The organism is Paenibacillus terrae, from assembly GCF_000943545.1.
In the GTDB taxonomy this organism is placed as follows: Bacteria; Bacillota; Bacilli; order Paenibacillales; family Paenibacillaceae; genus Paenibacillus; species Paenibacillus terrae_A.
In genome coordinates, this window is record NZ_JTHP01000014.1 from 85,572 (window position 1) to 98,480 (window position 12,909).

A 12,909-nucleotide genomic window follows, 5' to 3' on the forward strand; every position below is an offset into this window, starting at 1 on the left:
AACCATCTTAATTCCTAATTGTTATGTGAAGAATTAACCTTTCTACCTATGTCTAAAGACTTAAAACATGCAATATCCTCTTGTGTTTTAACCAAACCAAAATTATTTTGGTTTGCCTCTTTTGAGGAATATTTTTTTCCTCTGTCTCCTCCATGTTCAATTCCATAAATCCTTTCTAGCTCAAGAATACATTTAGCAAGCTTTAGCCAAACATAAAAAAAGGCTAGACGGATAATCCCATCTAACCTTCTTGAGAATAGTTGATTTTCTAGGTTCTACTGTGATATTGATTCTTAGGACAATCTTTAATAGCTTACATTTCGCCGTGGTGAGTCGGTTGATAACCGAGCTCTTTATCATGAAATTGCAAGGGGACAGTTACTACTGCTACTAGCATAAAACTGGATACTAATAAGGTTAGAATTACTTTACGTTTCATCTTCATCCACCTCATTAATCAAATTTCTGTATGCCGCCTTCGTCTCAGATGATGCATACTCCTGATAGGAACCATACAGCTTTACACATTTAATTATATACGATTTATTATTGATTAATGTAGATTTTTCTAAACAACTTAACAAAAAAGTAAATCCATCTGCAAAATTACCTTTGTTAAAGTAGTAAACCGCTAATTCCTTTGAAAAATGTATAAAGCGTTCTGTTATAAAACGTTGAGTATAATAGCTTTCGACTTTTTGTTGCTCCAGATAAGATGAAATGTCCACTTCGAATTGGTTTAATATATGATCTACATCAAAATGATATCGATTAGCCGCCTCAAGGATATTATCAAGTGCAGGAAGAACCTCATCTTTTCTTGAAGCAATGTATGTTACATAATTGGTCAGCACACTCTCTTCGCCTGAAAGAAGTTTATTTACATACGTATTTACAACCGCCCAATCCTCATATTTATTTTTCCATTTCAAGGTTTCTTCATCCGTATCCGTTACCCAGCTTAAATCAGCATATTTTTTGATATGCTGGAATCCCTGTTCATAGTCTTTCCTCTCGTCACAGGCTTGCGCACGAAGTAAATGTGATAATGCCCAGTAAGCAAACAAAGGGAAGCTGGGCTGCCTTGAATTTTCTTTTTTCACACGATGTTGCTGTTTGCTCAATTTGTATTGAATCTCAGCCTTTTCTCCCAAAGCTTTAGCGAATAATTCAACTTTGTCCCATTTACGTAACGAACGATATGTATTCGCTAAATCCTTTAAACCATCTAGTTGGTCTAGTTCGTCCAAACGAACAACGTAGGTTCCAAACTGCACGGCTGCTTCATAGTTTTTTTCTTGGTCATCCCCTTGCCTGCTCTGAAACAGGCGGTACTGACATATAGCCAAGCGCTCTGAGTACTGCTTATTCTCAGTGAGCGCCACGTTTTCATAAAGTATAGCCGCCGCTTCATACAAACCGTCTTCAAAAAATTGTTCAGCCAGTTCAAATAATGGAGTAGCATAGCTTAACTTATCCAATAACATATTCACGACTTGCTGAATACAATCCAATTTATTCAACTTTGCACAACTTTCCAGATAAGGACTCATTCTACGCCAGTTGGGGCTAGTATCAGCCAAACATTCGGGGATATAACGCTCATAATAATAACCAACGGGAAGCCCCATCACCTCTGTTAGTCTATCCAATTGATAGACTGAAAACTTACGGTTTCCATTAACAAGGCCGCTAACAGTTCCGGTATTCATTTTTGATTTCCTAGATAGATCGCTAATGTTTAAATCATGTTCGTTCATGTACTTAATCAGTTCTGCGAGTATCGTGGTTGTATTGGACAAAATAAACCACCCCTTTAAAGGAAACTTATTAGGATATCAACTCATTAAAAAAAGACTATTGCAATCCAATGATAGAATAGAATTACCACAATGAATTATACCATCTTTTGGAACAAAATCATATACCTTTCAGTTTTTTACTTTAGATACCTTTTCGGATTGTTTACGATGATTTCTTGATTAAGGGTATCATCATTTTCAATTCAGATTTGGCAAAGTTGGACGGCTGTGTCCAATTGTTTAACGTAGTGTTAAACCCAATTACCTATAAATCAAGCTTTCTTCAACTTGCGGAAATCCAATTGAATACTTTATATGTAGTTACATAGTACTTTTTCTTAATCATTATGGGGTTAATCTTCATAATATCCTAATTATTTGAAACCATGTAGGCACATCGTCGTATACCCATATGCAACCTTAAACGCATGGGGATACATGCACACACAAATAACTTCGCATATGCGAAAAGGAGTTAATCAAATGACTATATTATTAAAGAAACTCACACACACCAATCCATCTCATGCAGCGCAACCAGATACATATAGTATAAGTCAAGCAACACATGAACGTAACATTGCACTGGAACAACTATTCGTCGAATTTGAAATCAAGCCTACAGCAGTTATCATCATTGACGATATGAAGTTTATGCTCAAAACTGTTGAGCGTGTGAACGAATTTGCTAATCGGATGCTGAGCGAAGATTCGCCTTTATCCTTGATCGTAAAGATGAGGAAAGAAGATATTGACGCTTACGGTTATAATGTCAAAGCTGACTTCGTTTATGACTATTATCGTAACAAGAAAGCCGCATTTGAAAAGTTGTTTCAAGAACCAGCACATGATTGGAAGATGGATAGATACGAAACTGATGATCCTGAACGTATCTATGACACATATTTTGCACAAGGTAAATACTCACATATGACGGAAGTGGCATTATTCGCTTAGTAAAAATAAAAAAAGCCCTCCAAAAGATTAATTTCTTAGGAGGGCAGGAGAGATTAGTCTTTATAAAATTATCATTTGATTACAATGCATTGTGAATGTACGCTACCCAATAAATGTACCCCTTAATCACGAAATCATTGTAAACTATCCCAAAAGGTATCGTGAGTACAAATATGAAAGGTCTATCATTTTGTTCCAAAAGATGGTATGATTACGAGCAATAAAATATAACCAACGATTTGCTACCCGTTACTATATCGACTTCAACCAAGCACGTGCTGAACTCCAGACCATGTCCACCACCACAGACTAATACCTCCACCTACAGGAAAGGTTATTTTCATTTACACAAACTTCTTGACGCTGCCGGATTTTTCCACTATAATATGGATAAATAAGTTAATAGATTACATAAATAGAAATCTACATCTTGCGCTTCGAATTTTGATCATAGGGAGGCAGAAATGCTTAGAGACAAATGGAAACTGATTTTTGTCGGAATGTTAACTGTAGTAAATGGACAAGAAGAATTTGTAAGGGAATTAGAGATTCAGGAAGATAAAAGCAGGTAGGAGCGTGAATGTTATTGAAATTTAAGAAGACTTGGTTAATTGCGGGTACATTTGCCCTAAGCTTCAGCTTAATGGGCAACGTGTCAGGAGACCAACTCAGGGCAGGAAAAGAAATCCAAATCCAGGCCTAGCAGCATTCAGTTCTATAATACACTCCCAGGTACGCCGGACAACGAGAAAGAAAAAGCCCTCATTGAACATGCAGATGCTATCGAACTGGTATCTAAGCAATTGCGTACAGACGGTATCAATCTTGAAGAGGAAATGTTATGACGAAATATTAAAAAATGGGAGGTTTTATTATGTTAAAGGCGAAAAAGGTCTTTTTGCCAGTATTAATGATTTTGTCTATTTTCTGTTTAAGTTTATCTCCGAATTTGAGTGTTAAAGCACAAGCAGATAACAGCCAAAATATTGTTATAGTTACAGGTAATGAAGCCAAGGAATTGATCGATGCAACGCTACATGGAGTAGAAGAAGGTGAAATTGAGAATATCGCCCCTGTGACTGCTTTTGATTTGGAAAAATCGAGTGTGTACACGGTTGGCGGTGGAGTTACGGTTGTTACAGTTCCTTTGCATGGGGATTATAGCCTTCCTAGTAACGTAACAGTATTCTTCAATGAGGATAATACCGTATTGCAGACAAATGAAATGTTGGTGACCAAGAATGAGGCAGGAAACTTCCGAGTTGAGACGTATTTGAATGGATCAGTTGTTAAATCCGTGGACACTGACAGACCTTATATCACAGATGAAAAAATGCTTGCAGAAGAGCCAGTTAACTCTGGAATTCAACCGCAGAGTGTAGGCAAAGTGGCAGGTTGTCTTGGAGCAGTGCTTGGCGTTGGTGGTACGGTGGCTTATATTATTGCGGTTGCGTGCGGTGGTTCGTGTGCAGCACCGACACCAGTGACTGCTCCGATATGTGCTGCATGTATTGGTGCATATGCAGTTCTTGGTGCTGGTGGTATCGCTGGAGTAGTAGCTTGTTTCAATTACCTGTGAGGTGATTTGATGAACAAGATTTTAGCGTTCTCGATTTTGGGAATGGGTATAACTGGTGCCGTTTTAATCATCTCAATTGCTCTGTTGTTTAACTCCCCAATAGGAAATGTGTTGAAGATGGTTACTGCTGCTTCAACATTATCTTTTATTATATTTGCTGTCTCGGCTTTGGTATTTCGTCGGCGATTAGATGATGAAAAAAGAGAGTAATATATTTATACTTCCTCAATTTAGGACGAATGATTCCCAGTAGCAATCCTAACAATGTTTCTACTCAAGAAAAAAAGCATCTCCTTCAGGAGATGCCTTTTTTTCTGCTTATCTTCAGAAAGTAATGAAATATATCTCCTCCAACATGGGGTAGTACCAGCGTTGCTGACACCACCCGCAAACGAGTGGATTAAATAGGGAATTTATTAATAACCTCGTTATATTCATTTTGTGCATCGGTAATCGCTGGCGTATGGCTTTCGGTTGCTATTGACTTACTCATGCGTGCCGTTTTCTTGCTGTTGCGTTTCAAACGAATATTTCGGAACCCCCCCCCCTTGGATCAAACAATCACGGTTCGTGATTCATGATTTAACTTGGGATTCCTCAAATTTAACATTTTTATCCAAACGTTTGCGGGTGGTGTCAGCTACGCTGGTACTACCCCTAGTATGTGGAATTTGTTTCTACGGTATATCGTCCATATAGGTGGTTATTCTATCTTTTTTTGGACTCTGTGAAAAAATAATGGATAAAAAAGTAACTATTTTCCTTTTTGGGCGTCTATATATGTGAGGGAAATCCTCAAAACTTGTTATAGAAGTGGTAAGCAATGAGTTGGATAATGAGTATGAGGAACTCAAAATCCTGTATGCCAAACCTCATACATCTTAATGGGGATCACATAGGGAGGTGTTCTTTTATAGAAAATTAGAGGAATGGAGTTTTACTAATTTGAAGGAAGCATTATATATCAGGCATAGAGGTCTAACTATAAACCTCAACATTATTAACAATATATAGTCCAAATTCAATCTTGAAACCGTCTTCATAAGAGAGGTAAATAGTGTATATTGTATTATTTTTACTCATATGTTATATCTCGATTTAGGGAGGATATGGAATGAAAAAAAAGGATATTTACAAGGTTACGACTAAAAAAATTGTTACAATTGCTGCACTTACTATTTTATCGTTACACAGTTCATTGCTTTTTCCTTTGCAAGCATCTGCTGCTACCACATCCTTATTGTCGTGGGATTTAGTTGATTCTACTAAGCACCTAGAATGGGGAGGAAATACAGCTTATCAAACTTCATTTAATAACGGGGTAAATACATGGGAAAATTATAAGTTTGGTATTATTAGACCGGACTATGCATCAACTATTGAAGATGTTACTTTGTCCGACTACTACGCTACAAATAATACTGCTGCTCTAACCTATCCATCAGGTAGGATTACATTCAATAGATATCAAATGGATCAGTATAGCTCTGCTGAGAAACAAAATGTTGCCACTCATGAGCTTGGTCATGCTCTTGGGTTGGATCATAATACACGTAATGATTTAATGTATGCGTATGTTACGTCCATAACAAAGCTCAGCGCTAATGATAAGGCTTCATACGATCTTGCTTATAAAAGATACTAATTTAAGGAGGTACAACCAATGAGAATTAGCATGAAGAAATCATTTATGTTCTTGTCTATTTTCACTACGATTGCAATACTGGCTTCCGGCTGTTCAAATCCTGAGATAGAAAAGAATATGACGAAGTCTGGCGAAATTCCAACTAGCTATATACATGCATCATTTGTTATAGATATAAATAACCCCAAAGAGGTTGTAGGTTATGCTGACTATGCGTTTGTAGGCCTCGTAGAAGAAATGACGGGAACGGATTATAAATTCCCTGTAACGAAAGAAACGGAGGATGGTTCCGAAGTATTGACGATGCCCTATACGAATTATTCCGTTAAAGTGCTTGATAATATAAAGGGTAATCTAAGGAAGGATGTTTCCATTCCAATTCAAAAATTCGGGGGTCTGAATGATGATAAGAGCACATATTTCTTATTTGAAGATGATTCCCTACCACAAAAAGGAAAGGTATATGTGTTCACTGCGACCGCAGAGCAGGATGGTTCTTTACTAATATCAGGGCCTAATTCTAACATAGAGGTAAAAACAGATTTCTTTTCGAAAAACAGTATCCAAGCACTTAGTGAAGAGAGCATTGCTAATGAACTAACCAAAACAGAGGAGCATAAAACGTATCAAGATGCCTATAAAAACGAGATTGTTAAAGATCGAGAAAGGTCTACTTCCAAGTATGAGGCTTCTTAATACGAGCATCTTTCATAAATTTCCGGTGCAACCCCAATCGGATGAGGCGAAACTCTGAATACCAATTTCTGATATAGATTTTGTAAAGCAGTCTAAACCTCAAATAGGCTCTTCGCTCTATTGGATGGGTAAAGCCAGCTAGAGTAGAAACATAGGTTGGACTATTTTAATAGACTTCTAACCCCTTGGTATAAGTGGTATTCAGGTTCAGGGCTGGCATATCGGAAGTTGGTCATAGCACACAACAAAAAAAGGGGAATTCTCATTATCATCTGAGAATTCCCCTTTAGTTTTTTATTTTGTTACAGGTGTGGCAGCTACCGATGTATCCAATAATCGAATACCTTTATGGACTAGAATTTCGATCAACTTCAATTCTTTCTCAGTTGGTGTAACTTTCAGCCTACTCAACAATCCATCAACTGTTTCAACGGCTACCTTCTCCTTTTGTTCAAATGTCAAAGTATCATTGGAATAGTTATGTACATATTCAATTACTTCACTTGCCACATCTAAAACAAAATTAGCTTTGCCTTTATGCTGTTCAGCAATTGGAAGAACCTCTAAAATCAATTTGCCTACATCGACACTCCCAAGAATGCCATCCGTATCACTCAGATTGACACCTCTCTTTTTAAACCAAGTAATAACCAATACGCCTAATAGCACAAACAACACTGTCCCACCAATAATATAGATATCATTCACTTTACATTTCTCCTTGTTATAAGAATAAAAAGAGAGGAACATTTGTCCCTCTCTGTCTAAAACTATTATTTATAATCCATGACATACTGTTCAGTATCATAAGCTAGTGATCTAGCTGCTGATACATTCTCTGTACGAAGTGTTCTTTTCTTGCTCCATGTAGTTCCTTCTTTTGGATTGTTGAGAGGGGCTACCTTCTTTGTTTTTAACGTTTCTATTTTACCGGGATCGTACCACATATTTTTTATTTTCATTAGAAGCTCTTCACTTTTATTAGCCCATTCATTGCCTAGTATTAAAAGGCCCAGTTGCTCAACGGTTGGCTTGCTAATTCCTCTGACTTCGAAATACTTATGCAATTTTTTTATAAATTTATTGTAATCTATTGCTTCAGGCATAGTGGGGAATATTATCGAACCGACCATTGACTGAATTTCATGCTTTAAGGAATGTTCATCGGCTTTATTTTGTAGTAATGCAATGCCAGAAGATACATCGACTGCTCCTTTAAGAACATTGAATCTAATAATACATCTCGAACCAACATGTAGTGTTCTTCCAGTTATCCTATTATGTAGTACAAAGTTGTGTTTTAAATTGGAGGTGTGACATAATTGACATCTATTACTGAAGTTATCCGAAGTTGAATCTATAACATCGGTAATGTCGAACTCTTTCTTTGCCTCATCAAAATTGTTAACAGAGCATCCTTCTAGCATATTTCTCACAATTAGCGGACTGGGGACCGAATTCTCCATTTTAGGATCGTATTTAATTACTATACGGTTCCTAGTAGTAAAATTCTTCAGATTCAATCACTCTCCATACTATATTTAGAGATCATGTAACGTTTAATCTCCACATATAGTATATCCTAAATATTTCCGACTGTAAACGACAAAATAAGATATTTTATGTCGATTAATGTCGAAATGTGAATCATTTAAAGAATCCTTTGCGGTATAACACAGTAATTAACCGATAAAAGTCATAACTACCGCCAGAAGTCGTATCAACCGCTCCAGCGTTTTTGGCTGCCACACAAGCTTCCGCAATTTGCGTATGGTATCGAGTCAAAAAATAACCTGAGTGTCGGAGTGGATGTGCTAGGGGCATTTCTGGAAATTAAAGTGTTGTTTTGGATGTAAAATACCCCCCATCGTATATTCTGTGTCTATTGGTATTGATCAGCAGACGCAATGAAAACCTAGACATGATTATCTAGGCTTGTAACAGTGTACACATATGAATTTAGAGTCTGTTCATCTTCTCTATCATCTTTTGTTTTGTTGGGTTAGCGTATAAGAGTGTAGTATGAATATTGCTATGCCCTGCTTGGTTCGCCACTTCATGGACTGACATATCATTTTCTAATGCATAAGAGCAGAAGAAATGTCTCAGATCGTGAGGAGTTATTTCCTTTCCTACAATCGCTGAGTATTTATTGAAGAGTTTATTGATTACCGTTCTGTCTAACTTACCTCCTCTGTTACTTGGGAACAGATAATCACTTGTAATGCCCTTGTCTGAGCGATCTTTAATCCAACTCTGGATAGCTGTTCTCGCCTTGTCTCCCATAAACACAGTTCTAGTCTTCTTTCCTTTGCCTTCAGATACAATTAATTCTCTTGAAGTCAAATTAAAATCAGTCACACGGATATTTAGAGCTTCACTAATCCGTAGTCCACAGTAGGCCAGTAATGACACGATAGCATAGTTCCGTTTTGACTCATGTTCCAGTACCAATTGTCTGAACTTCTCAACGTCAGCAAGTCCAACAGTAGCCAGTGAAGCATATTGACGTTGAATCTTTAACATATCCTTTTTATTAATCGCAACTTCTGACTGCACTCCTGATTCAATCAGGTAGTCGTTAAACTTGATAAGTGCGCTGATTTTAGCATTGATAGAAACAGGAGCAAGCTTCTTCACAGTTTTGAGATAACTAATGTAATCCTTCACATTCTCTCTATGCAGCTTATTGAACTCCATTCCTTTGCTTTCATCAAACCATTTCATAAATCCACTTACATTAAGTATGTAACTTTTAATCGTATTCAAACTTTTTTCATCCTGCCGTAAGTATTCCTCAAAAGCGTGGATCATCTTCACCACTCCCATACAATTATGTTGCATTCGATTTAAGTGGATTTCATATAAATTATGTTGCATTATATAGTCTAATTATACTGTCATCCTATTCATTTTGCAACATAATTAATATTATGTGGCATTACTAGAATTGATGAAAATTATTGACTATACAACGTTCTGCCCGAACAATGGAGAATAAGAAATAACCATCTTGAAATCAAGATAGTAGTAACCAAGCTGGTTAGCACTCATATATCTTTATAGTTGGCGACGTTGCCAGTTTAGAGAAGAAAAGTTGGACGCTGCGTACAATCCAATGTACAGCTTAGAAAATATCGAAGTCGTGTGATTTGTATGTGTACGTTAACCAGTCAATGTTGACGCTGTGTCAACCATTATGGGGTATCGCCAACTTTGGCGAGACACTATAGAGATAACCTGTATCGACACCCTTATCGAAGCTCAATCGTAAAATTTGTCTATATATTCATAAATTGCACATTCTATATAGCTTTCTGAGTCATTATGGTTCAAAATTGTGCCTGAATATACTTACATCGTGCCGTATTGAAAAAATAGCTAAAAGGTAGATAAACAAAGGGATTTGGGAAGAATTTCTTTGCATCGTGGTTTCAATCGTACGTTCGGAGAAAAATGTTCAGAAAAGCTTGATGCATCAAGGGATTATTGTATTTTTATAAATTAAATTGTATAAAACTAAAATTTGCAAAATCCATTATTTATCTATACTTTCACGCACAGCAAACACGTATCGTGAATCGCAACAAGAATCGCGGAGTGGAAGTGTTATAATTGTCATTTTGATATTATCAATAACAATAATTACACACTCTATCACGCTTACTTACTTGAACCCTAATACAATTTGTCTCAAGCTCGAATCATATACGCAATTCCTTCACAGTCATTTCCTTTACCGTCTTCTGCTCACCAGTCGAAGGGACAGTATGTTCCTGATCAACAAATTCCAGACGATCAATGGATTCAGGTAGGGAGAGCATCTCGAATATTTTACCTACTGCCAAACCGTCCGATGTCGGATGGTTTCCGAATTGTTCGAATGCTTGAATCATACGAGTTGCTGTATGAGGAGCAATATCAATTGTCTTCAACCCACCGTTTAAACTCACCCTGCACCAAGTTATTATCTCTAACATGCTTCAGTCGTTTTCCTATTTCGAATAATGATTGTCCAATTATTTGTTTGCAAATCTGTTTAACCGATTTGCTCCCATACCAAATTGGTACTCAACGCTGATTTACCTGTAAGCCCTCTAAGCTTAACTTAGTAGCCTAATACTGAAATGAATTCAGTACTAATAATGGAAGCAATCAATATGGTAAGAGGATAGAAAATAATTGCCTATCCAATGACAACGAGGCAAACCAAAATAATTATGGTTTGGTTGATATTGAAAATGAAATTGGTGAGCAAAATTATTTTGGTCAGCACTAAGTTAGACTTAGGACTAAACTTTGGTGATATGTATATGGGACGAAATTTCGTCCTGAATGATCTAGTCATGAATCAATTTCTGTATATAAATCGGTAAACCGATTTTTATCTCTATATATTCTTACGGCGCAGCTTTGCATAGTCAGATTTGTCACCCTTGAAATTTCAATGACAGGTAATCGTGTCACTTGGTGACATTAGGTGACACGCCAAAGTTGGCGGTTGGACGCCGTGTCCAATAGTTTTACGCACCGTACAACCGTTTAACTCTACGTTAAACCCAGTCATATCAAGAGATTTGACAATTCGGATTGTCACAAGCCTGTAGCCGATTTCTTATTGTATATAAGGGTTTCTTCAACTTGAGGAAAGCCGAATCTTTTTGATCCATTACATGTAGTGGTTTATTTCAAAATGAAAGAAGCCAATTCATCTCTCAACATAATACCTATTGGTCATATACCACGCTTTCCCTTTCACTGTATCAACCATTCCCTTCTTACTATCCAGAAACACAATATCACCGCATTCTTTACAGCCCCATTTACTCCTCTTGTACGCTGATTCCTCTATATAGGAAGCTCCACATTTACATTCCACTTGAATCAATGTCTTATGCTGACTATATGCGTCTGCTAACTGTTCATTGGCCTTGCTTGCTGCTATTGGCTGCTGTATTGCTGCAACATGTTCCCTTTGCTCACTAAATTCATTATGTACTTTAAAGTCTGCTACAAGCTCAGGATTTAAACCAAAATGTTCCTTTCCTACTGTAGTCACATATTTACTGCCTACACGATATGATTCTATCCAGTCTTGTATTTGCTTACTAGATAGAATGACTGTTCCTTTGATTCCACTATTTAATGTGTAGGTCATTGTGTAATGCTGGTTTGGATTCATTTTTAGATCATCATCTCCAATACTATGAATTGATTGTCTTTGAATAAATCTTCTTATTGAGTATGTCTTCTTGTTTCTTTAATATCTTAAATCCATCCCTAGAATAAATGTCTGGTTTATCAGACAATAAAATATAACCCTCATCAGTAGTTTTTAATAAGTAAAGCTCAATATCTGTGCCGTTTATATTATCTGTGAAATAGTATACTCTTCCTATCCTCTTTGCTACAAAATATAAAGTCACATAAATAATTAAGCATAATAAAAAGCTAAGAATTGAAGCTCCTAATATTATCCCCTTGATGTCTTTTATAGTTTTGATATCACCTGTAAAGAAACCCATGATGACAATTAGTATAGCAGTAGAAGCAACAGTTAGAGCAATTGACAGTGGTGTTACCATATATTTTTTGTTGCTCTTGTACAATAGCTTTTCAAGAGGAGTTGAGTTAATTAACGCAATAGCTTTGAAAATTAGTATGGCTAGTGCGACTACAGATCCAGCTCCGACTAAAGGCAAATATTTAGCTATAATTTCCACACTTAATCCTCCACTATCTAGATTTCTTCATACCCCTTATAAAATCATAGTTTTAGTTGAATCAAATTTTTCTGACCAACCTTCCATTTTCAATAAATCCATTTGAATTGTAAAAATGGGTCAATACTTCCCTTGTAATTTCCCCTTCTGGATATATTATTCCGTAAATTTCTGTAATTGAATGACCATAACTGTAGCTCCTTTCAAATTGTTCCCATGGAAGGTTCTTGTTACGATTCAATTCTATAAATAACTCATTATTCAGAGAATCTATTTTTCTATTCAGCAAGGGAACTAAACTTATTAATGATTGTAGCATCAATGAACCATGTCCAATTCTCTTTTTTACTGAAAAGAAATCAATAATTTCAAGTTTACCGCTATTTAAATATTTAAGATACATTCTTGAATGTGTCTCTTTTACCCGACCGTATGACAGAAAAAGAGTAGGCGTATAATTAATATCAAAGGAATTCATATCAAATGTTATACAAATAGTCGTCGTGT

At 36.4% G+C, this 12,909-nt stretch carries 13 protein-coding genes; 5 read left to right on the top strand and 8 right to left on the bottom strand.

Annotation, left to right across the window (positions count from 1 at the left end):
* Positions 1 to 428: 428 nt before the first annotated feature.
* On the bottom strand, positions 429 to 1,802 hold the full coding sequence (locus QD47_RS09600) for a helix-turn-helix transcriptional regulator (protein ID WP_082067147.1): 1,374 nt from the start codon (positions 1,800 to 1,802) through the stop codon (positions 429 to 431).
* 483 nt (positions 1,803 to 2,285) lie between these two features.
* Between QD47_RS09600 and QD47_RS09605 the strand changes: the two genes are divergently transcribed.
* From QD47_RS09605 to QD47_RS09625, 5 genes are all read left to right on the top strand, one after another.
* Positions 2,286 to 2,759: a hypothetical protein gene (locus tag QD47_RS09605; RefSeq protein WP_235332228.1), complete on the top strand. Its 474-nt coding sequence runs from the start codon at positions 2,286 to 2,288 to the stop codon at positions 2,757 to 2,759.
* A gap of 874 nt (positions 2,760 to 3,633) precedes the next feature.
* Complete coding sequence (locus tag QD47_RS32490; protein WP_200893407.1) at positions 3,634 to 4,338, top strand: hypothetical protein; 705 nt, start codon at positions 3,634 to 3,636, stop codon at positions 4,336 to 4,338.
* Between the two features lie 9 nt (positions 4,339 to 4,347).
* Positions 4,348 to 4,548 (top strand): hypothetical protein, encoded by a 201-nt coding sequence (locus tag QD47_RS09615; protein ID WP_044645917.1) that lies wholly within the window; start codon positions 4,348 to 4,350, stop codon positions 4,546 to 4,548.
* Between the two features lie 904 nt (positions 4,549 to 5,452).
* A complete protein-coding gene (locus QD47_RS09620) occupies positions 5,453 to 5,983 on the top strand; it encodes a matrixin family metalloprotease (protein WP_044645918.1) in 531 nt (176 codons plus the stop codon).
* Between the two features lie 18 nt (positions 5,984 to 6,001).
* Positions 6,002 to 6,679, top strand: a complete 678-nt coding sequence (locus QD47_RS09625) for a hypothetical protein (RefSeq protein WP_052646744.1) — start codon at positions 6,002 to 6,004, stop codon at positions 6,677 to 6,679.
* Positions 6,680 to 6,973: 294 nt separating this feature from the next.
* Here QD47_RS09625 and QD47_RS09630 read toward each other — a convergent pair whose 3' ends face one another.
* From QD47_RS09630 to QD47_RS09665, 7 genes are all read right to left on the bottom strand, one after another.
* A complete protein-coding gene (locus QD47_RS09630; protein WP_044645919.1) occupies positions 6,974 to 7,387 on the bottom strand; it encodes a hypothetical protein in 414 nt (137 codons plus the stop codon).
* 65 nt (positions 7,388 to 7,452) lie between these two features.
* Positions 7,453 to 8,202, bottom strand: coding sequence for a hypothetical protein (locus QD47_RS09635; protein ID WP_044645920.1), 750 nt, complete (start codon positions 8,200 to 8,202; stop codon positions 7,453 to 7,455).
* Positions 8,203 to 8,638: 436 nt separating this feature from the next.
* A complete protein-coding gene (locus QD47_RS09640; RefSeq protein ID WP_044645921.1) occupies positions 8,639 to 9,493 on the bottom strand; it encodes a tyrosine-type recombinase/integrase in 855 nt (284 codons plus the stop codon).
* 890 nt (positions 9,494 to 10,383) lie between these two features.
* A complete protein-coding gene (locus tag QD47_RS33065) occupies positions 10,384 to 10,614 on the bottom strand; it encodes a hypothetical protein (RefSeq protein WP_235332229.1) in 231 nt (76 codons plus the stop codon).
* A gap of 773 nt (positions 10,615 to 11,387) precedes the next feature.
* A complete protein-coding gene (locus QD47_RS09655) occupies positions 11,388 to 11,861 on the bottom strand; it encodes a restriction endonuclease subunit S domain-containing protein (protein ID WP_044645924.1) in 474 nt (157 codons plus the stop codon).
* A 22-nt stretch (positions 11,862 to 11,883) separates the two neighbouring features.
* Positions 11,884 to 12,402: a hypothetical protein gene (locus QD47_RS09660; RefSeq protein ID WP_044645925.1), complete on the bottom strand. Its 519-nt coding sequence runs from the start codon at positions 12,400 to 12,402 to the stop codon at positions 11,884 to 11,886.
* A 61-nt stretch (positions 12,403 to 12,463) separates the two neighbouring features.
* On the bottom strand, positions 12,464 to 12,909 hold a 446-nt coding region (locus QD47_RS09665), incomplete at its 5' end, for a hypothetical protein (protein WP_235332230.1).